Source organism: Streptomyces corynorhini, from assembly GCF_003346515.1.
Taxonomy (GTDB): domain Bacteria; phylum Actinomycetota; class Actinomycetes; order Streptomycetales; family Streptomycetaceae; genus Streptomyces; species Streptomyces corynorhini.
This window is the reverse complement of the sequence record NZ_QQNA01000037.1, coordinates 1-24,201: the sequence shown is the minus strand read 5'-3', so window position 1 is coordinate 24,201 and position 24,201 is coordinate 1. Positions and strand designations below refer to the sequence as shown.

Annotated in this window: 19 protein-coding genes and 1 pseudogene; 6 read left to right on the top strand and 14 right to left on the bottom strand. The window is 72.7% G+C overall.

The window, feature by feature from the left end; translation table 11 throughout:
- On the top strand, positions 1 to 2,436 hold a 2,436-nt coding region (locus tag DVH02_RS06820; protein ID WP_114622791.1), incomplete at its 5' end, for a glycoside hydrolase family 2 TIM barrel-domain containing protein.
- A gap of 76 nt (positions 2,437 to 2,512) precedes the next feature.
- On the opposite strand, the gene DVH02_RS06815 is transcribed toward DVH02_RS06820, so the two are convergent.
- The 6 genes from DVH02_RS06815 to DVH02_RS06790 are packed head-to-tail and all read right to left on the bottom strand — an operon-like array spanning position 2,513 to position 8,569.
- On the bottom strand, positions 2,513 to 3,370 hold the full coding sequence (locus tag DVH02_RS06815) for a phosphogluconate dehydrogenase C-terminal domain-containing protein (RefSeq protein WP_114622789.1): 858 nt from the start codon (positions 3,368 to 3,370) through the stop codon (positions 2,513 to 2,515).
- On the bottom strand, positions 3,370 to 4,170 hold the full coding sequence (locus DVH02_RS06810) for a sugar phosphate isomerase/epimerase family protein (protein WP_114622788.1): 801 nt from the start codon (positions 4,168 to 4,170) through the stop codon (positions 3,370 to 3,372). Before DVH02_RS06810 ends, DVH02_RS06815 begins: the two co-directional genes overlap by 1 nt.
- Complete coding sequence (locus DVH02_RS06805; RefSeq protein ID WP_114622787.1) at positions 4,170 to 4,958, bottom strand: triose-phosphate isomerase family protein; 789 nt, start codon at positions 4,956 to 4,958, stop codon at positions 4,170 to 4,172. Before DVH02_RS06805 ends, DVH02_RS06810 begins: the two co-directional genes overlap by 1 nt.
- Positions 4,958 to 5,434: a ribose-5-phosphate isomerase gene (locus tag DVH02_RS06800; RefSeq protein WP_114622786.1), complete on the bottom strand. Its 477-nt coding sequence runs from the start codon at positions 5,432 to 5,434 to the stop codon at positions 4,958 to 4,960. Before DVH02_RS06800 ends, DVH02_RS06805 begins: the two co-directional genes overlap by 1 nt.
- 29 nt (positions 5,435 to 5,463) lie before the next feature.
- Entirely contained in the window at positions 5,464 to 7,200 is a 1,737-nt protein-coding gene (locus DVH02_RS06795; RefSeq protein ID WP_114622785.1) for a dihydroxyacetone kinase family protein, read from the bottom strand.
- A 1-nt stretch (position 7,201) separates the two neighbouring features.
- The gene (locus DVH02_RS06790) at positions 7,202 to 8,569 is read right to left on the bottom strand and encodes an MFS transporter (protein ID WP_114622784.1); all 1,368 of its coding nucleotides are present in this window, start codon (positions 8,567 to 8,569) and stop codon (positions 7,202 to 7,204) included.
- A 264-nt stretch (positions 8,570 to 8,833) separates the two neighbouring features.
- Between DVH02_RS06790 and DVH02_RS06785 the strand changes: the two genes are divergently transcribed.
- Entirely contained in the window at positions 8,834 to 9,604 is a 771-nt protein-coding gene (locus DVH02_RS06785; RefSeq protein ID WP_114622783.1) for a FadR/GntR family transcriptional regulator, read from the top strand.
- A 77-nt stretch (positions 9,605 to 9,681) separates the two neighbouring features.
- On the opposite strand, the gene DVH02_RS06780 is transcribed toward DVH02_RS06785, so the two are convergent.
- Positions 9,682 to 10,581 carry an MHYT domain-containing protein gene (locus tag DVH02_RS06780; protein WP_114622782.1) on the bottom strand — a complete coding sequence of 300 codons (900 nt, stop codon included), beginning with the start codon at positions 10,579 to 10,581 and terminating at the stop codon, positions 9,682 to 9,684.
- 352 nt (positions 10,582 to 10,933) lie between these two features.
- Between DVH02_RS06780 and DVH02_RS06775 the strand changes: the two genes are divergently transcribed.
- The gene (locus DVH02_RS06775) at positions 10,934 to 11,743 is read left to right on the top strand and encodes an NPP1 family protein (RefSeq protein ID WP_114622781.1); all 810 of its coding nucleotides are present in this window, start codon (positions 10,934 to 10,936) and stop codon (positions 11,741 to 11,743) included.
- A 240-nt stretch (positions 11,744 to 11,983) separates the two neighbouring features.
- Positions 11,984 to 12,517, top strand: a complete 534-nt coding sequence (locus DVH02_RS06770) for a CAP domain-containing protein (RefSeq protein ID WP_407697595.1) — start codon at positions 11,984 to 11,986, stop codon at positions 12,515 to 12,517.
- Between the two features lie 22 nt (positions 12,518 to 12,539).
- On the opposite strand, the gene DVH02_RS06765 is transcribed toward DVH02_RS06770, so the two are convergent.
- Positions 12,540 to 13,313, bottom strand: coding sequence for a DUF4232 domain-containing protein (locus DVH02_RS06765; RefSeq protein WP_158575847.1), 774 nt, complete (start codon positions 13,311 to 13,313; stop codon positions 12,540 to 12,542).
- A gap of 169 nt (positions 13,314 to 13,482) precedes the next feature.
- Between DVH02_RS06765 and DVH02_RS06760 the strand changes: the two genes are divergently transcribed.
- Positions 13,483 to 14,733 carry a PP2C family protein-serine/threonine phosphatase gene (locus tag DVH02_RS06760; protein ID WP_114622778.1) on the top strand — a complete coding sequence of 417 codons (1,251 nt, stop codon included), beginning with the start codon at positions 13,483 to 13,485 and terminating at the stop codon, positions 14,731 to 14,733.
- Here DVH02_RS06760 and mptB read toward each other — a convergent pair.
- A pseudogene (mptB, locus tag DVH02_RS06755) lies at positions 14,691 to 15,488 on the bottom strand (polyprenol phosphomannose-dependent alpha 1,6 mannosyltransferase MptB); the annotation flags it as partial. The gene DVH02_RS06760 and the pseudogene mptB overlap by 43 nt on opposite strands.
- A gap of 348 nt (positions 15,489 to 15,836) precedes the next feature.
- Here mptB and DVH02_RS06750 point away from each other — a divergent pair.
- Positions 15,837 to 17,282, top strand: coding sequence for a carboxylesterase/lipase family protein (locus DVH02_RS06750; RefSeq protein ID WP_114622777.1), 1,446 nt, complete (start codon positions 15,837 to 15,839; stop codon positions 17,280 to 17,282).
- Between the two features lie 127 nt (positions 17,283 to 17,409).
- Here DVH02_RS06750 and DVH02_RS06745 read toward each other — a convergent pair whose 3' ends face one another.
- The 5 genes from DVH02_RS06745 to DVH02_RS06725 form a co-directional block, all read right to left on the bottom strand.
- Positions 17,410 to 18,240, bottom strand: a complete 831-nt coding sequence (locus DVH02_RS06745; protein WP_114622776.1) for an aldo/keto reductase — start codon at positions 18,238 to 18,240, stop codon at positions 17,410 to 17,412.
- A gap of 160 nt (positions 18,241 to 18,400) precedes the next feature.
- Positions 18,401 to 20,350: a S53 family peptidase gene (locus tag DVH02_RS06740; RefSeq protein ID WP_114622775.1), complete on the bottom strand. Its 1,950-nt coding sequence runs from the start codon at positions 20,348 to 20,350 to the stop codon at positions 18,401 to 18,403.
- A 247-nt stretch (positions 20,351 to 20,597) separates the two neighbouring features.
- Positions 20,598 to 22,055, bottom strand: coding sequence for a GH1 family beta-glucosidase (locus DVH02_RS06735; RefSeq protein ID WP_114622774.1), 1,458 nt, complete (start codon positions 22,053 to 22,055; stop codon positions 20,598 to 20,600).
- An 86-nt stretch (positions 22,056 to 22,141) separates the two neighbouring features.
- Positions 22,142 to 23,065: a carbohydrate ABC transporter permease gene (locus tag DVH02_RS06730; RefSeq protein WP_114622773.1), complete on the bottom strand. Its 924-nt coding sequence runs from the start codon at positions 23,063 to 23,065 to the stop codon at positions 22,142 to 22,144.
- A gap of 18 nt (positions 23,066 to 23,083) precedes the next feature.
- The gene (locus DVH02_RS06725) at positions 23,084 to 24,097 is read right to left on the bottom strand and encodes a carbohydrate ABC transporter permease (RefSeq protein ID WP_233518076.1); all 1,014 of its coding nucleotides are present in this window, start codon (positions 24,095 to 24,097) and stop codon (positions 23,084 to 23,086) included.
- Positions 24,098 to 24,201 lie beyond the last annotated feature (104 nt).

The following is a 24,201-nucleotide window of genomic DNA, read 5'->3' as shown; positions in this document are numbered from 1 at the left end:
GGCCGCAACGTCCTGGCCGTCCGGGTGCACCAGTGGTCGGCGGGCAGTTATCTGGAGGACCAGGACATGTGGTGGATGTCCGGGATCTTCCGCTCCGTCGCCCTGCTGCACCGGCCGCTCGACGGCGTGGGCGACGTCTTCGTCCACGCCGACTACGACCACACGCGCGGCGAGGGTGTCCTGCGGGTGGACGCCGAGGCGACCGGCCGGATCACGGTGGCCGAACTCGGCCTGGACCTCGCCGTGGGCGAGCGGGCGCGCGTCCCCGTCGAACCGTGGACCGCCGAGACGCCCCGGCTCTACGACGTGGAACTGACCACGGCGGGCGAACGTGTACGGCTGCGGGTCGGCTTCCGTACGGTCGTGGTGGAGGAAGGGCTCCTCAAGGTCAACGGCACACCGATCCTGCTGCGCGGGGTGAACCGGCACGAGTGGGACCCGGACACCGGCCGCACCCTGAGCGCGGAGACGATGCGCCACGACATCGAGCTGATGAAGCGGCACAACGTCAACGCGGTGCGCACCAGCCACTATCCGCCGGACGCCCGCTTCCTCGACCTCTGCGACGAGCTGGGCCTGTGGGTGGTCGACGAGTGCGATCTGGAGACGCACGGCTTCTTCCTGACCGGCTGGCGGGACAACCCCAGCGCCGACCCCCGGTGGCGGGAGGCGTATCTCGACCGGATGAGCCGGATGGTCGAGCGCGACAAGAACCACGCCAGCGTCATCATGTGGTCGCTGGGCAACGAGGCCGGGACCGGGGACAATCTGCGGGCCATGGCCGACTGGTCGCACGAGCGCGACCCGGGGCGTCCGGTGCACTACGAGGGCGACTGGGACAGCGGCTACGTCGACGTGTACAGCAGGATGTACGCGGACCACGAGGAGACCGACCGCATCGGCCGCCGCGCCGAGGAACCCACGAAGGACCCGGCGCTGGACGAGCACCGCCGCGCGCTGCCGTTCATCCTGTGCGAGTACGCGCACGCCATGGGCAACGGTCCGGGTGGACTGAGCGAGTACCAGCGGCTGTTCGAGCAGCATCCCCGGCTCCAGGGCGGCTTCGTCTGGGAGTGGATCGACCACGGCATCCGGCGCCGCACCCCGGACGGCCGGGAGTTCTTCGCGTACGGCGGGGACTTCGGCGAGGTGGTCCACGACGGCAACTTCGTGGCCGACGGGCTGGTCTTCCCCGACCGCACGCCCTCCCCCGGGCTGCACGAGTTCAAGAAGGTCGTCGAGCCGGTGACGGTACGGATCGATCCGCACGCCCGCACCGTCTCGGTGCGCAGCACGCTGGACTTCGCGGACACCGGGCAGCTGCGCTTCCACTGGCGGCTGGAGGACGACGGCGTCGCGCGCGCCGGGGGCGAACTGGCCGCGCCCGTCGTGGCACCGGGCGGTACGGCCGTGCTGCCCTGGCCCGCGGAGCTGGCCGGGGCAGCCGGCGCGGCGGCGGACGGCGAGCGGTGGCTGACGGTGAGCGCGCGGCTCGCCGAGGACGAGGCGTGGGCGCCCGCCGATCACGAGGTGGCCTGGGGGCAGGCGCTCCTGACGCCGGCGGCGCCCGCGCCGGCGCCCGGCCGGAGCGCGCGCCCGGCCGAGCGGGAGGCCCTGATCACCCTGGGCGAGGGCGTCTTCGACGCGTGGACGGGACGTCTCGTACGGATCGGGGACCTGGCCGTCGAGGGCCCGCGGCTGGATCTGTGGCGCGCTCCCACGGACAACGACCTGCGCGGCTGGAAGGGTTCGGTCGCCGATCAGTGGCGGCAGGCGGGTCTCGACCGGCTGGAGCACAAGGTGCTCTCCGTCGGGACCGGCGACGAGGGGCTGACCGTGACCACCCGGGTGGCCGCCGCCGGTACCGACGCCGCCATGATGGCGGTGTACCGCTGGAGCGCGCCCGAGGACCGGCCGGGAACACTGCGGCTGACCCTGGAGGTGCGGCCGGTCGGCTCCTGGGACCTGCCGCTGCCGCGCCTCGGGCTGCGCGCCGCCGTGCCGGGGACGCTGGACACGGTCGGCTGGTTCGGCGGCGGGCCGCACGAGGCGTACCCCGACACCCGTACCGCCGCGCGGATCGGCCGGTTCGCCGCTTCGCTGGACGACCTGCAGACCCCGTATCTCTTCCCGCAGGAGAACGGCAGCAGGACCGGCGTCCGCTGGGCGCTGCTGACGGACCGTACGGGCGGCGCGGGGCTGCGGATCAGCGGGCCCGTGCCGTTCGCCCTCGCCGCGCGCCCGTGGACCAGCGAGGACCTGGACGCGGCGCGCCACCCCACGGACCTGGTGCGCCGTGACACCGTCCAGCTGAGTCTGGACGCCGCGCTCCAGGGCATCGGCAGCGCGTCGTGCGGTCCCGGCGTGCTGCCCGAGTACCGGCTGTTCGCCGGGCCCGCCACCTTCACCCTCGACTGGGAGACGGTCACGGACTGACCGGCGCCGCCCCGTGCGCGCGGCCTCCCCGGAGCGAATCCGGGGAGGCCGCACGCGGTCCTGGAGGGGAGGCGCGTCAGCGCTTGATCTCCTTGATCCGCAGCATCCGCGTGATCACCTTGTCCAGCTCGTCGTCCTCGAAGACCTTCTTCCAGTCGTCCTTGACGATCGACTCACGGCCGTAGTCCATGGCGATGAGGCAGGCGTCCGAGAACGGGTTGTCGCCCTTGAGGGTGTTGGCGAGCGCGACCTGCGTGTGGCCGAGGAGCATCGCGCGGGCGGCGGCCTCCGGGACACCGACGGTGTGGACCGTCTCGTGCAGCGCCTCGGTGAGCAGGGCGCCGACCATGCAGGCGATCGTCTCGACGAGGGTGGGCTCCAGGACGGCGAGCTGCTTGACGGTCACCCAGTGCACGTCCACGACGGGCGCGTACATGGTGCGGATGACGGCCTCGGCCAGCTCCTGGACGGCCGGGTCAGGACCCTCGAAGGAGGCGACGACCTCCTGGGGCGCGGCGATGCCGCCGAAGGTGTCCGCGTACTCCTCCTTGGTGGTGCGCTCCAGGAAGACCGAGGGGTGACAGGGGTGGGCCACCGCGTTGTGCACGTCGTCGCGGCGGGTCAGCAGGCCCGCGTAGGCGGCGGCGGGGTCGAGGGTGAGCAGCACCGCGCCGGGCTTCATGGCGGGGACGAGCAGCTCGGAGACCTTGCCGAGGACGATGTCGGGCACCGCGAGGATGAGCACGTCGGCCTGGGCGGCGGCCTCCTCGGAGTCGGTCAGCTCACGGCCGAGTCCGCGGATCAGCTCCTGGCCCTGGGGCGAGTTCTCGGCGAACAGCACCCGGAAGTCGCTCTTGACGAGGTTGTTGGAGACGCGCTGGCCCATCTTGCCAGCGGCGCCGATGACGGCGACGGTCTTGTTCTCGGTGGCCATTACTTGCTCCTCTGAAGTGTGCTGATGCAGTGCCGGGTCCACTGGTCCTCGATCCCGGCAGTGGTCTCGAATCCGTCGTCCTGCCAGGGAAGCCAGTGCTCGACGATCTGGTTGATGCCGCGCTGCTCGGGCCGTACGGTCTCCACCAGGTGGGCGTAGTCGAGGAGGCCCTCGCCGAGCGGGCAGCCGGCGTAGGTGAAGCCCACCCAGCCGTCCCTGCGGGTGAAGGCGAAGTCCTTGACGTGGATGTTGACGACGTACGGCGCGGTGGCGGCGACGACGTCCTTGGGGCGTTCCAGCCGGGCCACGCAGTTGCCGGGGTCGAGCACGACTCCCAGGTGGGGGCTGTCGACGGCGCGGACCACGGTGAGGAGGTCGTCGGTGGAGACCTGTTCGTAGGTCTCCAGGCCGAGCGTGACGCCCCGGGCCGCGTAGGACGGGACGCTCGCGCGCAGCAGCTCCGTCGCCTCGGCGGCGTCGGGGCGGTGGTCGGCGGTGTTGAACATGGAGCGGACGAAGGTGACCCCGAGCTTGTCCGCGAGGCCGAGATAGGTGGCGAGGCGGTCCTGCCGGATGCCGCGGGTGCCGAGTTCCAGGGTGATGTCCAGGTCCTCGGCGAGGCGGCGGATACCGGCGAGGCGGGCGTCGTCGAAGGTCTCGATCAGCGGGTAGTCGCAGATCTGGAAGACGTCGCCGCCCAGTTCACGGGTGTTGTGGAGCATCCGCTCCACGGTGAGGGGCTCGGGCGCGCGGGAGGAGACGCGCCAGAAGTAGGCGTAGGTGCTCAGTCCGTAGGCCATCAGGCGTGCTCCTTCTCGGCGGCCCGGTCGCTCATCTCGTCGAGGATGCGCTCGACGGCGTGCGGGTCGTGGGCGAAACGCCCGAGGAACAGTCCGTCGACTCCGGGGCCGAGACGGCCCAGGAGCCCGGGGCCCGCGCTGCCGCCGTAGATCACCCGGCTGCCGGCGTGGCGCGGGCGCTCGGCCAGCCAGGCGCCGAGGGCCGCGCAGACGGTGCCGATGTGCTCGGGGGAGGCGGGTTCCGGCGCGCCGATGGCCCACTGGGGCTCGTAGGCGACGACGATCTCGCCGTCGGCCCCGCCGTCGTGCGCGGCGGTGGCGAGCACGCGCTCCAGTTCGGCGACGGTACGGGCCGCGGCCTCGGCCGGGCCGACCCGGTCGAGTTCGCCGACGCAGAGCACGGGGGTGAGTCCGTTGCGCAGCGCGGCGGCGGTCTTGGCGGCGACCACCGTGTCGCCCTCGCCGAAGAGGCGGCGCCGCTCTGCGTGGCCGACCTCGGCGTAGGAGCAGCCGATCTCCTTGAGGTACGGGCCGGAGACCTCGCCGGTGAAGGGGCCCCGGTCGTCGGTGGCGAGGTCCTGGGCGCCGACCCGTACGCCCGTACCGGCGAGGACGGAGCCGAGCGGGACGATCGCGGGGAAGGCGGGCAGCACGAACAGCTCGGTGAGGCCGCCGGTGACGGCCGGGTGCGTGGCGGCGATCTCGCCGATGCGGCGGGCCCAGTTGAGGGTCTCGTGATGTCCGAAGTACATCTTCAGGCTCACCCCGAGCAGGGTGGGTGCGGACATCAGGCGGCGGCTTCCTCGTCGGTCTCGTAGTCGTTCATCAGCTGGACCTTGGCCGCGGAGGCGGAGGACTCGTCGAAGCGGTAGGTCAGCCACTCGGCGGCCAGCCTGCGGGCCAGCTCCACGCCGACGACGCGCTGTCCGAAGGTGAGGACCTGGGCGTTGTTGGAGAGGACCGCGCGCTCGACGGAGAAGGAGTCGTGGGCGGTGACGGCCCTGATGCCCTTGACCTTGTTGGCGGCGATCGCCACGCCGAGGCCGGTGCCGCAGACGAGCAGGGCGCGGTCGGCCTCGCCGCGCGCGACCATCTCGGCGGCGGCGATCGCGATGGTCGGGTAGGCGGTGTGGCCGTCGGCGTCGACGCCGACGTCGGTGACGGAGGCGACCAGGGCGTTCGCGCCCAGGTCCCGCTTGAGTATTTCCTTGTAGTCGTAGCCGGCGTCGTCCGAGCCGACGACGATCCGCAGCTTGTCGCTCATGGGGGGGGGTGCTCCTCGGTGGGTGGGTTTCAGCGGCCGGTGGGCGCGGCGAGCACGCCGTGCACGGCGCGGACGATCAGGGCCAGGGAGTGGGCACCGGCGTCCGGGGTGCCCAGGGACCGTTCGGCGTGCGGACGGGCGCGGCCCATGCGCGGTACGAGATCGGCGGTGGCCTTCGCGGCCGCCTCCGCGGCGGTAGCGGCGCGGTCCCAGGCCGGGGCGAGGGCCTCGCCCTCGGCGGTCGCGGTGGCGAGGGTCTCGGCGAAGGGGACGAGGACGTCGACCATCGTCTTGTCGCCGACCTCGGCGCCGCCCAGGCGCCGTACGGCGGCGGAGGCTTCGCCGACACCGTCGGCGACGGTGCGGGCGGTGGGCCTGTCGGTGTCGCCGAGCGCGGCGGCGACGGCGTTCAGGAGCACGCCCCACAGTGCGCCGGAGGTGCCGCCCGCCCGGTCGGACCAGGCGTCGGCGGCGGCGCCGACGGCGGTGCCCGCGCCCGCGCCCGCCTCGACCGCCGCGGCGGCGGCCCGGTGCGCGGCTCCGGAGCCGCGGCTCATGCCGATGCCGTGGTCGCCGTCGCCGGCGACGGCGTCGACGCGGCCCAGCTCCTCGGCGTTCTCGTCGACCGTGTCGCGGATCGCGGTCAGCGCGGCGAGAGCGGTGCGGGCGGCCGCGCGGGACTCCTCGGTGGCGGGGGGTACGGCTTCGGCCGTCTCGTCGCGCTGTTCCGCGGCGTCGGTGCGGCCGGCGCTCGCGCGGGCGTCGCCCTTGCGGTAGGCGGGGGTGTCGGCCCCGGCGGTCCACAGGGTTTCGAGTTCGTCGTCGAGCCAGCACAGGGTGAGCGACACCCCGGCCATGTCGAAGCTGGTGACGAGTTCGCCGACCTCGGGGTCGACGGTCTCGACGCCCGCCTCGGCGAGCAGCCCGGCGACCTGCCGGTAGACGACGAAGAGTTCCTCGTACTTGACGTCGCCGAGCCCGTTGAGGATGACGGCGGCCCGCTGTCCGCGCGCCTGGTCCACGCCCTCGGGCAGTTCGGCGAGCAGGGCGGAGACCAGCAGTTCGGCGGCCTCGTCGGCGCTGGGCACGTCCTGCTCACCGATGCCGGGCTCGCCGTGTATGCCGAGGCCGACGGCCATCCGGCCCTCGGCCACGGTGAACAGCGGGTGGTCGGCGCCGGGCAGCGTACAGCCGCTGAAGGCGATGCCGAAGGAGCGGGTGCGGGCGTTGGCGTGCCGGGCGACCCGGACCACCTCCGCCAGCGGGCGGCCCTCCTCGGCCGCCGCGGCGGCGGCCTTGAACACCGGGAGGTCACCGGCGATACCGCGTCGCTTGTCCAGGTCCTCGGCGCCCGCGCTGGAGATGTCGTCGGTGACCGCGAGGCAGCGGGTCTCCACGCCCTCGGCGTTGAGCTGCTCGGCGGCCTGCCCGAAGTGCAGCACGTCCCCGGCGTAGTTGCCGTACATCAGCAGCACGCCGCCGCCGGTGTGGGCGCTCTTCGCGACGGTGCGGATCTGCCGGGCGGACGGCGAGGCGAAGACGTTGCCGACGGCCGCGCCGTGGGCGAGGCCGGGGCCGACCAGGCCGGAGAAGGCCGGGTAGTGGCCCGAGCCGCCGCCGATCACGACGGCGACCTGCCCGGGGGCGGCAGGTACGGACCGTACGACACCGCCCGACACCGGCCGCACCCAGCGGCGGTGGGCCAGGACGAAGCCCTCCAGCGCCTCGTCGGCGAAGGCGGCGGGGTCGTTGAACAAGCGGGTCATCTCAGTGCACCTCAAGAAGCGGCTGGTCCGCGGGGTCGGAGGGGTCGGTGGGCCGGCGCCGGGCCAGGATCACCATGAGCACGGCGGACAGCAGCATGAAGCCGCCCACGACGAACATGGAGAGGGTGTAGCTGCCGCTGAAGTCCTTCAGCCAGCCCGTGATGTATCCGGCGGCGAAGCCCGCGAGATTGCCCATCGTGTTGATCAGCGCGATGCCCGCGGCGGCGGCGGCGCCGGTCAGGAACCGGGAGGGGATCGACCAGAAGACGGGCAGCGCGGCGAAGATCGAGCAGGCCGTCACGGTGATCACGGCGATGGTCGCCGCCGGTGAGTCCATGTAGAGGGCGAGCGGGATCGAGATGCCGCCGATGACGGCGGGACCCGCGATGTGCCAGGTGCGCGTGGAGTGCCGGGTGGCGTGCCGCGACCAGAAGAAGAGGACGACGGCCGCCGGGAGATAGGGGATGGCGGTGATGAGCGCCTTCTCCATGACGCTGAACGACGTGCCGAAGCTCTCCTGGAAGCCCTCGATGATCGTCGGCAGGAAGAAGGCGAGGGCGTACAGGCCGTAGATGAATCCGAAGTAGACCATCGCGAGGATCCAGACCCGGCCGCTGCTGAAGGCCTCCTTCAGCGCCTCGCGGCCGTGGCTGCTCGGCGTACTGCCCGTCTTGGTGGCGTTCTCGGCGGCCAGCTCGGAGGTCAGCCACTCCTTCTCGGCGGCGTTCAGCCACTTCGCGTCGGCGGGCCGGTCGATCAGATAGAACCAGGCGATGACGCCCAGGAGGATCGCGGGGATCGACACGAACAGGAACATCACGCGCCAGCCCTCTAGGCCGAACAGTCCGTGGTGGCCGATCAGCCAGCCCGCGAGCGGGGCGCCGATGACGGTGGTGAGCGGCTGCGCGAGGTAGAAGAGGGCGAGGACCTTCGTACGGTGCCGGGTGGGCACCCACTGGCTCAGGAAGAGGATCGCGCCGGGAAAGAAGCCCGCCTCGGCGACACCGAGCAGGAAGCGCAGGCCGTAGAGCTGCTCGCTGCTCTGCACCCAGGTGAACAGCAGGGAGACGATGCCCCAGGTCACCATGATGCGGGCGAGCCAGCGACGGGCGCCGAAGCGGTGCAGCGCCATGTTGCTGGGGACTTCGAGAACGATGTATCCGATGAAGAAGACCCCGGAGGCGAATCCGAACTGCGCCGCGGTGAGCGCCAGGTCCTTCCCCATCCCGTTCGGCTCCGCGAAGGAGACGGCGGTGCGGTCCAGATAGTTCACGAAGAACATCAGGGCCACGAAGGGGACGAGCCGGATCGAGACCTTCCTGATCGCTGATCTCTCCACGGCGGATGGAGGCGCGGTGGTGGCACCCATGGTGACTCCCTCGGCTGCGCCGGACAGCTCCGTCCGGACTCGGGTCATAGTCGGCAGCGATCGTGGCGCGAAGACGCGGCACCCGCTCGACCGGCTGATGTGTCTTCAACGTAACCCCCAGAAGAAAATTGGTCACCAATTGACCAATGTGGCGAGGGTCACTCTTCGTGTGACCTGGATCTCTCTTGACAACAACGCGGAACGGTCGAGAATGAGACGACTCAGGACGCCACTGAACAGCGAGAACACCCATCTGGTGTACTGGTGACCGTGACCAGTCAGCCCGCTCAGCCCGCGTCCCCGTCGTCGGATCTCGCCCAGCTGCTCCGCCCTGTCGTGCGCGAGTCCTCGGTCAGCGAGGTCGCCAAGCGGCTCCTCGACCACCTCTCCGCGGGTGACATCAAGCCCGGCACCCGGCTGCCCGCCGAGCGTCAGCTCGCCGAGGCGCTGGGCGTCGCGCGCTCCAGCGTGCGGGGCGCCCTCTCGGCGCTCGACGTACTCGGCATCGTGGAGATCCGGCCCGGGTCGGGTTCGTACGTACGCGAGGGGACCTCGGAGTTCCTGCCGCGCGCCATCAACTGGGGCCTCATGCTCGGCCAGCGGCGCACCCAGGACCTGGTGGAGGTGCGCACACACCTGGAAGGGGTCTCGGCGCGGCTGGCGGCGGAACGCGCCGTCGACGAGGACGTGGTGCGGCTGGAGGACCATCTGCGCCGGATGCGCGACGCGGGGACGGACGCCGCGTCGTTCATCGACGCGGACATCGCCTTCCATCTGGAGACGGCGACCATCGCGGGCAACTCGGTGCTCAGCGACATCCTGCACAGCATCCGGGCGCTGCTACAGGTGTGGATGGAACGGGTCAGCGATCTGGAGGGCACGGTGAGCGGCACGCTGTGCGAGCACGACGCCGTGCTGGCCGCGATCCGCGACCGCGATCCCGACGCGGCCAACGAGGCCATGGCCGAGCACATGCGCATGGCCAACGCGCGGCTGCGGGAGTCCATCGACTCCGACGACCGCCCGTCCGACTGACCGGCCGACCGACCGACCGGCTGACCGGCTGACCGGCTCGCCCCGGGACCGCACGGGCGGTACCGGGGCGGCGACGACTACCAGTCGCGGGCGTCCCGCGAGCCCTGATGGCGGCCCGGCCCCGCGAGCGGCGCCGACGCGGGCCGACGGTCCGTCGTCGCGTCGTGGGACGGCGGCCACACCGGACGGGCCGGCGGGCCGTTCCGTACGGCCCCCTTCGCCTGGGGCCGGTCCCACTCCCCCTCGCCGAGGACGAGCAGCGGGTCGAACATCACGACGACGCCCGCCAGCACCAGGAAGACCACCGGGCCGAGCAGCATGGGGAACATGATCGACGCGGCGGAACCACCACCCGCGGAGACCCCGGTGAGCCCCTGGAGATGCACGCTGATCGCGGCCATCCCCGTGTAGTGCATTCCGGTCACGGCACCGGCCATCACCATGCTCGCCCCGAGGCTCGCCAGGAAGCCGTGGACCGACACGGCCGCCCAGAGCGCGGCGGTCGCGGCCACGATGGCGACCAGCACGGAGAGCACCACGACCGTGGCGTCGTACTCCATCCGGCCGTGCAGCCGCATCCCGGCCATGCCGAGGTAGTGCATGGCGGCCACTCCGAGGCCGGTCAGGACGCCCGCGCTCAGCAACGCGCCCCGGGACGCGCCGCGGTAGCCCACGATGAAGACCCCGATGCCGACCACGACGATGGCCACCGCGAGGCTGGCCAGGGTCGTCGGCACGTCGTAGCCGATCGGCACCTCCTTGACCTGGAACCCGATCATGGCGATGAAGTGCATCGTCCAGATCCCCGAGCCGATGGACGTCGCGCCGAGCGCCAGCCATCCGGGCTTCCAGGACCGTTCCGTCCGCAGCGACCTGGTGGTGCAGCGAAGCCCCAGAGCCGACCCCAGGCAGGCCATGACATAGGCCGCCACCGGCGTGACGGCTCCGTAATTGAATCCATCGATGGTGCCCTGCATGAGCGGTGCGCCCTCCACTCCAGGTGAATTATGTGTAGAACCCGTGTGTTTATGGTGGCGACACTATGGCCAGAATCGGCCTGTACATACACCGCGTCGATCACTTGTTGATAAAGGTGTCGTACATGGCGTGATCGAATGATCCATATCTGCATCGATGTCGCGACTTGTCCCGTTCGGCCGCCTCACCGGCTCGGTCGCGGCCCTCCTCCCACCCGGGTGACCTGCGGCGCCACCGCCCGAAGGGGGGCCCTGGTTCCCGGAGTTCGGCGTCCCTACCCTGTTGCCGGTGCCTCACCGGGCACCGCCACATCGCAGGCCGCACGCTTCCCCCTGAGCACGAGGAGATCCGATGCCACATCGCCCCCGCCGCCTCCTGACCGGCTCGCTCGCCGCCGCGTCACTGATCGCGGGTCTGCTCCTGCTGCCGGCGCCGGGCGCCGCCGCCAACGAGCCGCTCCCCGAGGGCCCGGCCACCCTGGGGGACTTCGCCGCCGCGTCCGTCCCGCAGTGGAACTTCGCGCGGGCCAACAACAACGACCCCTGCTGGCCGGAGTCCGCCTTCGGCCCCGACGGCGCACCGGCCACCGGCGGCGGCGTGCAGAACTGGCCGAACAGCGACGGCGGTTGCGCTCCGCACGGGGCGCCGTTCCCCACGTACTACACCGCCCAGAAGTGCTCCTCCGACGAGATCCGCGTCGTCTTCACCCTCTATCAGGCCACCAGCGGCTTCAAGCCCTCGGGACACCGGCACGACTTCGAGCACGTCGAGGTGGTTTGGCGCAAGAACGGGACCGACTGGACCAGGGACCGGCTGCTGCTGAGCGCGCACGGCGGCCACCGCGTCGTGTCGTGGGCCGACGCGGAGAGCTGGAACCGCGACAGGGGACACGCCGCGAAGGGGCTGGAGCACCCCCGGATCTTCGTGGGGTACGGCAGCCACTCGATGTACAACAACCAGGGCGGCCGCAAGGACGTCATCTCCGCCTACACCGACGAGTACCGGGCCGCCGACTATCCGTCCTGGGCGGACCAGGGCGGCGGTCTGGTGGAGGTCGCCAGGGACAGCGCGCTCCAGCAGAGGTTCGACGCGAACGCCGCCGCCTGGGGCAGCGCCGACAGCAACCCCGGCAAGATGGCGCGGGAGTCCTGCTCCCACTGACGGCTCCCCCGACGGCAGCCGCCGACGCTCCCGCCGACGGCTCCGCCCGCGGTCCGGACCGCGGGCCCCGTCCGGCCGCGCGGAACCAGCCGCCCCCCGCGCGACGTTGCCCGAGCAGCGCCGCGCGCGGGCGGCGCCGGTCCACTAGGGTCCGTCTTCCAGCGGATCACGGCCGGTGGATACCGCTATCTGCGCCTGGAGCAGCAGCTGGTCTCCGGGCCCCGCGGCCCGGCCGAGTTCGTGGACTACTGCCTGGGCGATCCGGCGACCCGCGCTCCGCTGCGCGATCCCGGCCTCACCGAGGCGGGCGTGGGCCACGCGGTCGACGCGCGCTCGGGCGACTTCTACTGGACGGCGCTGTGGGCGGGGCCGTTCACGCTCGCCGGGCTGGCCGGGACCACGGCCGAGATCGTCGCGCTCACCAACGCCGAGCGGGCCGCCGCCGGGCTCCGGCCGCTGGCGGACGACGCCCGGCTGGCGGCGGCGGCCCAGGGCCACTGCGCCGACATGGCGGACCGCGCCTTCTACGCGCACACCTCGCCGGAGGGGCACCGGCCGTGGGACCGCGCGGCGGCGGCCGGAGCCGCCCACCGGGGCGTCGGCGAGAACATCGCCTGCGGCCAGCGCACGGCGCGCGAGGTGGTCCGGGGCTGGATGGACAGTCCTGGTCACCGGGCCAACATCCTCGCACCGGACTTCACCCATCTGGGCACGGGGTTCGCGGGCGGCGGCCCGGCCGGTACCTACTGGGCGCAGGTGTTCGGCCAGGTGTGACGCGCGTGTGACGACGCGCCGGTCAGCCCGCCCGCATGGCCGTCACGGTGAAGGTGTCGCCGCAGACGACCGGCTTGGAGGAACTCAGGGTCATGGCGTCCTTGGAGCCCGGCGGATAGATCTTGATCAGGCTCGGCGCGGCCCAGCAGGACGACCCCTTGATGCCCTTGTTCAGCGTGTGCAGCGTGGTCTGCGCGGTGCCTCCGGCGGCGAGCCTCACGGCGCCGAGCTGCCCGCCCTCGCGGGTGGCCGGCTGCCCGATGGTGGCGCCGTCGCCCGCGAGGAGCGAGACGCCGGGGAAGCCCTGGAGCGTGCAGGCGCCGGACGCCTTGTTGACGAGCCGCAGGTCGTAGCGGATGTTGCCCGCGCCCACGTCCGGGGCGCTGAGACTGATCCCGAGCTGGTCGGCCGTGCACCGTGAGGCCGCGGCGGTCCTCGTCCCGCCGCTCGCCGACTGGGCGGCGGGCTCGGAGGCGGCCGACGGCGACCGCGACCCGCCACCGGCCGCCGGGGAGGTGGCGGTGGTGGGATCGGCGGGGGTGGTGGGGGATGCGCCGCTCGCCGAGGACGGGCTGTCGGAGCCCGCCGCCGCACCGTCGCCCGAGGTGCCGCCACCGGCTCCGCAGGCGGCCGTGGCGACGGCGAGCACCGTCGCGCTCAGCGCCACCGCGCCGACGCGCCACACCCGGCGGCCCGCCTTCGGGGCCCGGCGGGTGGCCCGTGGGACCGCCCGGGTCCGCTGCCGGTCCTGTGTGTCCTGGGAAGTCGTCCTGGGGATCTGGAAGTGATCGGACATACGGTCCACCTGCCCCTCCATGTCGCACGTATACCCAGGCATACATATACCCCGATATACGCAGAGCGTCCGCTCTTCCCAGGAAGACGGCGTTCCGAGCCGATCCGTGCCCGGGACGGCGGGCGATTCCGGCGCGGTGGTGTGAGACTTCAGATGAGGAGTTGATCGCATGGCGAGCCCATCTTCCGGCGGGGCCGAGCGGGAGGGCCTCGACGAGCGGCTGCTCGACAAGCTGCTGGCCGAGGCGCACGCGGCGGCCCCGATGGACCTCCCCGAGCTGGCGGACCGCTGCGCGGTCGCCATCGGGCTGGAGGGCCTCGTCGTCTATCTCGTCGACATCCAGCAGCGGCATCTGATACCGCTGACGCACGGTCTGCCCACGATCGACCTGGACTCCACGGCCGCGGGCTGGACCTACCGGACGCTCGATCTGCGGGTCGAGGAGCGCGACGACGGTGTGCTCACCGTCTGGCTGCCGCTGGTCGACGGGGCGGAGCGGCTCGGGATCCTCGGCGTACGGACCATCGCGCTCGACCCCGTACGGCTGCGGCGCTGCCGGATGCTCGGCTCCGTCCTGGCCATGGCGATCACCTCGAAACGCGCGTACAGCGACAGCTTCGCGCGGCACTCGCGTACCGAACCGATGGACCTGCCCGCGGAGATGCTCCGCGCCCTGCTCCCGCCGCGGACCATCGGCGGCGAACACGCCGTTTCCACCGCCGTGCTGGAGCCCGCCTACCACATCGGCGGGGACGCCTTCGACCACTCCCTGACCCAGTCGACCCTGCACGCCGCGATCTTCGACGCGATGGGCCACAACCTGGCCTCCGGGCTGACCACCACGGTGGCCATGGCGGGCTGCCGCAACGCCCGGCGTGCCGGGGCCGAGCTGCCGGAGCTGGTCGACACGATCGACCGGGCGCTGGGCCGGTGGCTGCCCGACCAGTACTGCACGGGAGTCGTCGCGCAGCTGGACCTGACGGAGGGGATCTTCCGCTGGTGCAACTGCGGCCATCCGCCGCCGCTGCTGATCCGCGGCAAGCGGGTGGTGGAAGGGGCGCTGGAGCGCCCCGCGCAGCCGCCGATGGGGCTGCCCGCCCAGTTCGCCACCGAGCCGCGTGCCGCCTACGAAGTGCTTCTGGAGCCGGGTGACCGGGTCCTGCTGTACACGGACGGCGTGACGGAGTCCCGGATCGAGGGCGGCTCGGAGTTCGGGCTGCGCCGCTTCACCGACTCGATCATCCGGGGCGCGGCGGCGGGCGAGTTGGCGCCCGAGGCGCTGCGCCGGATCATCCACGCGATCCTCGATCTCCAGAAGAACGCGCTGCGCGACGATGCCAGCCTGCTGCTCGTCGAGTGGCGCTCGCCCCGGCCCCGGCCCGCCCCCGCCGGCAGCAGTCCGAGGGTGATCCAGACGTAGGTGTTCGCGCCGAGGACGGCGCCGGACCCGGCGCGGCCCAGGGCGGCCACGAGTCCGGCGCCGAGGAGCCCGAGCATCAGCGCGTCGTTGTGCGAGCCCGCGACGAGGTGGAGCGGGACGAGCGGGTTGAGGGCGCCGAGCCAGAGCGCGGCGGACCGGTCGACGCCGCAGCGGTCGGCGAGCGCGGGCAGGCAGACGATCATCAGTCCGACGCCGCAGAGCGCGACCAGCCGCATCCCGAGCAGGGCAGTGGACAGATCGACGCGGGCGAGGCCGGCGGTCCGCTCCGCGACGGCCAGGAAGACCGGCCCGTACGGCGCGGGGCTGTGCCGCCACACGGGCGCCACCTCCCCCGCCAGCGGTCCGTCCAGCCAGGCGGGTCCGTGGGTGTACACGTCGATCCGGGCCCCGGCCATGGCGCCCTGCGCCAGATAGCTGTAGACGTCCCGGCTGAACAGCGGCGGTCCGACGATCAGCGGCGCCGCCCATACCGCGAGCGTCGTCAGCAGTTCGCGCGGCGCGGGCGGGCGCGGACCGCGCACCGCGCGGCCCGGCCACCACCACGCCGCGACCAGCAGGACGAGCCCGAAGTACGCGCCGAGCAGTCCGAGCGCGGCCCGGCCCGAGGCGGCCGACGGTGTCCCGCCCACCGGCAGGGCGCCCGCGGTCAGTCCGCCGGCGGTGAGCGCGAGGGACCCCACGAGCCCGAGCGTCCGGCAGCGGCGCGGGGTCACGTCGGCGCTCAGAGCGAGCATGCGAGGAGGCTCGCAGGAGGGGATGGACGGCAGGCGAAGCGATCACCACGGCCCGGTGGCAGCGGCGCGACGACGCACCGAAGGCGCGGGGCCGCGGCGCCACGGCTGGTGGCCGGCGCCCGGCCGTGATCTGGTGGTGGACACGCCCGGCGCGTGCGGTCCCGCGCGGTCCGTCGCGTCCGGTCCGTCCGGTCCGGTACGTCCGCTCCCGCGCGGTCCGTCCGGTCCGGTACGTGTCGCGGCCCCGGCGGCCGGAAAGAGTGGCGGTGAGCGGAGCGCGTCGACGCGGCGGCTCGCCCGTCCCGGGCGGCCACCGGGCGCCCGACCGCGCGAGGGACGAGGAGCGCCATGGACCCCATCGTCACCACCGAGCACGGCCGGGTGCGCGGGCGGACGCAGGACGGCGTCGCCGTCTTCCGCGGCATTCCGTACGCGGCGGCGCCCGTCGGGCCGCACCGGTTCCGGCCGCCGGTCGCTCCGGCGCCCTGGGACGGGGTGCGGGAGGCCGACGTCTTCGGCCCCACGGCGCCCAAGAACCCCTACCCGCCGCCGCTGGACCGGCTGCTGCCGGATCCGGAGGTGGCGGGCGACGGCTGTCTCAACCTCAATGTGTGGACGCCGGATCCGGGCGGCGCCGGACTGCCGGTGATGGTCTGGATCCACGGGGGTTCGCTGCGCTACGGCTCGTCGGCCGTGGAGACGTACGACGGCGGCGCCTTCGCCAGGGACGGGGTGGTCCTGGTCTCGGTCAACTACCGGCTGGGGATCGAGGGCTTCGGAGTGTTCCCGGACGCCCCCGTCAACCTGGGCCTGCGCGACCAGCTCGCGGCCCTCGCGTGGGTGCGGCGCAACGTGGCGGCGTTCGGCGGCGATCCGGAGCTGGTCACCGTCTTCGGGGAGTCCGCGGGCGCGTTCTCCATAGCCGGGATGCTGGCGTCCCCCCGTTCGGCCGGGCTGCTGCGCCGGGCGGTGCTGCAGAGCGGTGTCCCCTCGGCCGTGTCCCCGGCCAGGGCCCGCCGCACCACCCGGCGCGTCGCCGCGCGGCTGGGCGTGCCGGCCACCGCGGCGGCGTTCGCCGCGGTGGACCGCGCCCGGCTGCTGCGCGCTCAGGCGGCGGCCGTCGGGGGCAGTCCGCTGGGCGGCGGCGTGGGCTTCGACCTGGTCGTGGACGGCGAGGTGCTCCCCGAGGACCCGGCGCGGGCGCTGGCCGAGGGGCGGGCCGGGGAGGTGGAGCTGCTGCTGGGCACCACCACCGACGAGTACCGGCTCTGGTTCGTGCCGAGCGGACTGATCGAGCGGATCACCCCGCTCGCGCTGCGGCTGGCCATGGTCAGATTCGGGATACGGGGGCGGACCGCCGCCGTCTACCGGGCCAACCGCCCCGGCGCCGGGCCCGGGGAGATCCTCGGCGTGCTCGCCACCGATCTGCTGCTGCGCGTTCCGCTCAACCGGCTCGCCGACGCCCGCCGCGCGGCCCCCGCCGCCACGTACTTCTACGAGTTCGGCTGGCCTTCGCCGGTCCAGGGGCTCGGTGCCTGCCACGGCATGGAGATCGGCTTCGTCTTCGACACCCTGCGCACACCGGCGACGCTGCGGCTGACCGGGCCCGGCGCGCCGGTCGGCCTCGCCGACGCCATGCACCGCGCGTGGGTGGACTTCGCGGTCACGGGTGACCCCGGCTGGCCCGCCTGGGACGGCTCGCGCCCCGTCATGACGTACGGTCCGCGAGGGCCGGTCGTGGTGCGGGCTCCCCGGGACGACGAGCGGCGCGCCTGGGAGCGCCGCGGGCGGTGAGCGGCCGGGCCGTGCGCGGTGCCGGAGCTGATGCCGGTACCGGTGCCGGTGCCGGTGCCGGTGCCGGTGCCGGTGCCGGTGCCGGTGCCGGTGCCGGTGCCGGTGCCGGTGCCGGGCGCGCGGCGTTTCAGTACTCCTCGTGCTCCTCGGGGTCCCCGCCGAGCCTGCGGTGCGGACCGGCCGAGACCGTCTCCATCTCCTCCCGGGTCAGCCGGAAGCCGAAGATGTCCAGGTTCTGCCGCTGCCGGGCGGGGTCGGCGGACTTCGGGATCGGGACCGCGCCGAGCTGGGTGTGCCAGCGCAGCACCACCTGCGCCGGGGTGACCCCGTGGGCGGCGGCGATCGCCGCGATCTCCGGCCGCTCCAGCAGCCCCCGGCCCCGGCCCAGCGGGCTCCAGCTCTCGGTGCGGATGCCCTTGGCGTCGTGCGTGGCGCGCAGCGCCGCCTGTGGGAAGCCGGGGTGCATCTCGATCTGGTGGACCGAGGGCAGCACGCCGGTCTCCTGTTCCAGCCTCGCGAGATGCTCCGCGGTGAAGTTGGAGACGCCGATGGAGCGCACGAGTCCGTCCTCGCGCAGCTTGATCATCGCTTTCCAGGAGGCGACGTACTTGTCCTGGCGCGGCAGCGGCCAGTGGATGAGGTACAGGTCGACGTAGTCGAGTCCGAGCCGCGCGCGGGACTCCTCGAAGGAGGCGAGGGTCTCCTGGTAGCCGTGGTGGCGGCCGGGAAGTTTGGTGGTCACGACGATGTCCTCGCGCGCCACCCCGCTCGCGGCGACACCGCGCCCGGTGCCCGTCTCGTTGCCGTAGTTCAGCGCGGTGTCGACCAGCCGGTAGCCGAGCCCCAGCGCCCCGGCGACGGCCTTCTCCGCCTCGGTGTCGTCGAGCGGGTAGGTGCCGAGCCCGACGGCGGGCAGGGCGCCGCCGTCGTCGAGCGGATGGACCGGAGCAGTGGTCACGGGTCTGCCTCTTCCTCATCGCCTACGGGTCCGCCCAGCGTAGGTCCTGTCCCCCGTCCCGGCGGGGCGGCGGGGCCGCGCACCCGCGCACCCGCCGTCCCGGGACAGGGCCGTGGCCCCCGCGCTGCCGCACGGGGGCCACGGGGTCGGCGCGGGCCGCTCAGCGCCCCCGGTACGAGGTCACGTATCCCGGCGCCGGGCTGCCGACGCCCGTCACGTTGTCGTATCCGACGACGGCGGACAGCGAGCTGTCCCGGCCGAGGCTGCGCAGCGAGGTGGCGATCCCGTCCGTGGCGTCCTGGCCGTTCACGTAGTCGTTCCGTGCGACCGCGAGCCGCCGGCCCGCGCCCAGCGGAAGGTCGGTCACGTCGTGGTAGGCCGATGTGCCGTACCGCTGGTAGATCGCGGGGTTGGCGAAGCCGATCGGCACTCCGCGGCGGGCCTGCTGGGCGAGCGCCTGGACGCCCGCGACGACCGGTGCGGCCAGTGAGGTCCCGCCGATGCGGTACTCGTCGTATCCCAGGGTCCCGTCGGCCAGGGTCTGCGTCTGGCCGACGAGGAAGCCGGTGTTCGGGTCGGCGACGGCGGCGATGTCGGGGGTGGTCCGCATCCGGGTGCGGCCGTTCGCCTTGGCGAGGGCGTCGGGGACGGTGCCCCGCTGGTAGTAGGGCTGCGGAACGGCGGCGCTGGTGCCGCCCCCGGCCCCCGAGGTGTAGGCGCCCGGAAAGTCCGTCCAACCGCGGCCGTCGGCCGAGAGGTTGGCCTTCAGGGTGCCCCAGCCGGTCTCCCACTGGTAGGTGTCGTGCTTGCCGACGGCGAGCGAGGTGCCGCCCACGGCGGTCACCCAGGCGGAGTTCGCGGGCATGTCGACCTGCTTGACGCCGGTGGAGGCGACGTTGTCGCCGTCGTCGCCCGAGGAGAAGTAGAAGCCGATGCCCTCGACGGCGCCGAGCTGGAACACGTGGTCGTAGGCGGCCGCCGCGGCCGGGGTCTCGTTGGACTCCAGGTCGCCCCAGGAGTTGGAGACGATGTCGGCGAGCCGGCCGTCGACGATCGTGGACAGGGAGTCGAGCAGGTCGTCGTCGTAGCAGGAGGACGCGCCGACGTAGACGATGCCGGCGTCGGGCGCGAGCGCGTGGACGGCCTCGACGTCGAGGGTCTCCTCGCCGTACCAGCCGGAGGCGCCGCACTCCTCGGTGCTGTGGTAGTCGGCGGGCAGCACCTGGGACAACTGGCCCCTGCGGTAGGGCTGGTCGCCGTTGCGCCGGGCGTAGGTGGCGGCGTCGCCCGCGATGGTGGGCGAGGCGTACGCGTCGGTGATGGCGACGGTGACGCCCTTGCCGGTGAAGTTCTTCGCGCCGTAGACGGAGCGCAGCTGCTTGCCCGTGTAGCCCTTGACCGCGTAGGGGGCCTTGGCGCCGTACGCCGACGGCAGCTTCGGGTCGGTGCGCGACCCGTAGTACGTGGAGAACGGTCCGGCGTTGCGGAAGACCTCGTCGGGCGGGGGCAGTGTGTCGTCGTGGCGTGCCTTGTGGGGCGCGTTGTCGAGGCCGGTGACGGTGAGGACCGCGCCGTTCAGCGAGTCGGGCACCGAGGGCGCGGACTCGGGCGCGCGGTAGGTGTGGCCGTCCTTGGCGTAGTTGCGCAGCCGGGTGGAGAAGGCCCTCTCCATGGCGGTGGTGGTGCCGCTGACCGTGACGTGGTGCCGGTCGGAGCCGGTCACCTTCAGTCCCGCGGAGGTCAGCCAGGAGGTGACGCGGGAGCGCTGGGCGACCGTGGCGCCGAAGCGTTCCTCGGTCTGACGTGCGCTCAGATAGGCGCCGTACGAGGCGGATCCGGGGTCGGAGACGGCTCGGGCGTAGGCGGCGAGCCCGGCGGCGTCCCGGCCCGCGAGGTGGACGCGGGCGGTGATCCGGGCGGAGCCGGGCGTACTGCCGCGGTCGGCTCCCGGGGTCGCCCAGCGCGGCTTGGCGCCGGCGAGTGCGTCGCGTCCGGCGGGGCCGGTGTCGGCGCCCGCGGACGGTATGCCGAGTGCGAGGGCGCCGACGACCATCGGCAGTGTCGCCGCCCAGGTCAGTTTGGCGCGCAGGCGCGGTCGGCTGGATCTCATGGAACCCCCTGCGTGTGAGTGAACGGGTGCGGCGCACCGGATGGTCGGCGGCCGCACGACAAGGGATCACTCTTTCGGCCAACTCTTCATCAAGGGGACATGCGTTGGCCAAGGGACGCTCAAAGACTCGCCATGCTCCGCTCAACCGCCCGGTCAACTCCCCTGCCGGTTCGGGGAGCGGGCGGGGGCGCGGGCGGGGCGGCGAGACCCGGGCATCGTCTCGCCGCCCCGCCGCCCGCCGCGCCCGCTACCGCTGGTGCAGCGTGCCCGTGCGGGCCAGTTCGGCGTACCAGTGCGCGCTGGCCTTGGGGGTACGGCGCTGGCTCGCGTAGTCCACGTACACCATCCCGAAGCGCCTGCCGTAGCCGTACGCCCACTCGAAGTTGTCGAGCAGCGACCACAGGAAGTAGCCCCGGATGTCCGCCCCCTCCTCGATCGCGCGGTGGACGGCGGCGAGGTGGTCGCGCAGGTAGGCGATGCGCTCGGGGTCGCGGACCTCGCCGTCGGGTCCCGCGTAGTCGTCGAAGGCCGCGCCGTTCTCGGTGATCATCACGGGCAGACCTGGGTGCTCCTTCCGCACCCGCGTCAGCAGTTCGAACAGGCCGTTGGGGTCGATGGTCCAGCCCATGGCGGTCCTGCTGCCGGGGGTCTGGTGGAACGCGACCCGGTCCGCGCTCGGCCACGGGCTGTGCTCGCTCGCGCCGTGACCGTCGGAGCCGTGGACGGCCGGGCCCTCGTGGTGCGAGACGAGGGTGGGCGAGTAGTAGTTGACGCCGAGGAAGTCGAGCGGCTGGTGGATGAGGGCGAGATCGCCGTCCTGGACGAAGGACCAGTCGGTGAGGGACGCGGTGTCCGCCATGACGTCCTGCGGGTAGGCGCCCTCCAGCATGGGGCCGGTGAAGATCCGGTTGGCCGTGGCGTCGATGCGGCGCACCGCGTCGGCGTCCTGCGCGCTCGGCGTCAGCGGCCGTACGTGGTGCAGATTGAGCGTGACGGAGACCTGCGCGTCGGTGGACAGCCGCTCGCGCAGTGCCGTGACCGCCAGACCGTGGCCGAGATTGAGGTGGTGCGCCGCCCGCAGCGAATCGGCGGCGTCGGTACGGCCCGGGGCGTGGACGCCGGAGGCGTAGCCGAGGAACGCGCTGCACCAGGGCTCGTTGAGCGTCGTCCAGGTGTTGACCCGGTCGCCGAGCGCGTCGGCGACGATGCCCGCGTACTCGGCGAAGCGGTAGGCGGTGTCCCGCTCGGGCCAGCCGCCCGCGTCCTCCAGCTCCTGCGGCAGATCCCAGTGGTACAGGGTGGCGACGGGCTGGATCCCCTTCTCCAGCAGCCCGTCGGCCAGCCGCCGGTAGAAGTCGAGCCCCTTCTGCGAGGCGGGGCCGTTGCCGGTGGGCTGGACGCGGGGCCAGGAGACCGAGAAGCGGTAGGCGCCGACACCGAGGCCGGACATGATCTCGATGTCCTCGGCCCAGCGGTGGTAGTGGTCCGTGGCGACGTCGCCGGTGTCGCCGTTGCGCACCCGGCCCGGCGTGTGGGAGTAGACGTCCCAGATGGAGGGGGTGCGGCCGTCCTCCTGGGCGGCGCCCTCGATCTGGTAGGCCGCTGTCGCGGTCCCCCACAGGAAGCCGGCGGGGAAGGTGAGGGGCGCCGCGGGGTCCGGGAGCTGTCCGGGGGCGAGCGCGGCGGTGGAGGTGGAGGTGGCCACAGGGGTCCTTCCGCAGAGAAGACTGACGGTGTACGGGAAACGGTGGAACGGGGGTGGAGGTGACGGGCGGTCGCCCTGCCGGAGGGTCAGCCCTTGACGGCCCCCTGCATGATGCCGCCGACGATCTGACGGCCGAAGACCATGAACATCACCAGCAGGGGCAGCGTGCCGAGGAGCGCGCCCGCCATGATCACCGACTGGTCCCTGACATAGCCCGCGCTGAGCTGGGTGAGCGCGACCGGCACCGTCGGATTGGTCATGTCGAGGGCGATGAAGGGCCAGAAGAAGTCGTTCCACGCCTGCACGAACGTGATCATGAACAGAACGGCCATCGGCGGCCGGGCGATCGGCAGCACGATGGACCAGAAGATCCGCAGCGAGTGCGCGCCGTCGATCCGTCCGGCCTCGATCAGCTCGTCGGGCAGCGCCTCCTTGAGGTACTGCCGCATGAAGAAGACCCCGACCGCGCTGACCAGCGTCGGAAAGATCACGGAGGGCAGCTTCTGGCCCCAGCCGAGGTCGGCCATCATCATGAACAGCGGGACGACGCCGAGCTGGGGCGGGACCATCATCGTGCCGATGACCAGCATCAGCAGGGCGTTACGGCCCTTGAAACGGAGCTTGGCGAAGGCGAAGCCGGCCAGGGTCGCGAAGAAGACCGTCGAGAGCGCGATCACGCCCGCCACGATCAGGCTGTTCATCATCGCCTGGCCCATGGAGGCGTCGGTCCACGCCTTGCCCAGGTTCTTGAACAGGTTCGGGCCGGGGAGGAAGGGCGGCGGGCTCTGGGTGACCCGGGTGTTGGTGGTGGAGGCGGCCACCATCGTCCAGTAGAGGGGGAAGAGGGAGACCAGGGCGGCGAAGCCGAGCAGGACGTAGGCGAGCGGACCGGCGTGGTGCTGGCGGCCCGCGCCCGGCCGCAGCGCGCGGCCGAACCGGCGCTCGGCGGGGCGCGAGGATGTGGTCCGGTCCTGCGCGTCCGCCAGGACCGGTGCGATATCGGTGGTCATGGGCTGCTGGCTCCCTGGTCAGGACTTGCGGGATGTGACGCGCCCGATGACGCGCTGGAGGACGAAGACGAGGATGAGGATGAGGAACATGGCCCAGGCGATCGCGGAGGCCCGTCCCATCTGGTAGTTCTTCCAGCCCTCTTCGTAGAGCAGCAGGCCGAGCGTCTGGTACTGGTTGTCGGCGCCGCCGCTGACCCCGTTCGGCCCCTGTCCGAAGATCAGCGGTTCGCCGAAGAGCTGGGTGGCCCCGATCGTGGAGAGCACGATGGTGAAGATGATCGTGGCGCTGATGCCCGGGATGGTGACCGTGCGGAACTGCTGCCAGCGCGAGGCGCCGTCGATCGCCGCCGCCTCGTAGAGGTCCCTCGGGATGGCCTGCATGGAGGCCAGGTAGAGCAGCGCGTTGTAGCCGGTCCAGCGCCAGATCACGATGGTGGAGATGGCGAACTGGGCGGGCCACTTCTCGCTCGACCAGTCGATGGAGTCGACCCCGACGAGTCCGAGCGCCCAGTTGACCATGCCGAAGTCGCGCTCGAACAGCATGGTGAAGACCAGGGCGGCGGCGCCGATCGACGTGGCGTAGGGGGCGAGGGCGGCGACCCGGAAGAACACGGAGCCGCGCAGCCGGTAGTTGAGCAGATGGGCCAGGCCGAGCGCCATCAGCAGCTGCGGCACGGTGGAGATGACACCGATGGTGAAGGTGTTGGCCAGCGCGTTCCAGAACAGGTCGTCCTGGAGCAGGTCGGTGAAGTTGGCGAGGCCGCGCCACTCCCGCGTGTGCATCGTGGACAGCTCGACGCGGTGCAGCGAGATCCAGAAGGTGTAGAGCAGCGGGTAGAGGCCGAAGGCCCCGAAGATGAGGAAGAACGGGGCGATGAATCCGTAGGGCATCGCCCCGAGGTCGAGGCGGTGGATGAGGGTGCGTCGCGACTGCCGGGAGGAACCGCCGCCCGCGCCGCCCTTCCCGGGAGGACCGGCTGACGCGGGGTGCGGCTGCCCGCCCGTGGGGGCTGCCGGGGTGGAGGTGGCCACGAGGGCTTCCTTCCGTGGAGTTGACCGGTGGTGCGGTGCCGGTGGTGCGGTGAGGTGGTACGCGGGACGGGCGGGGGCCGCGCGTCCCGCGTACCACCTCACCG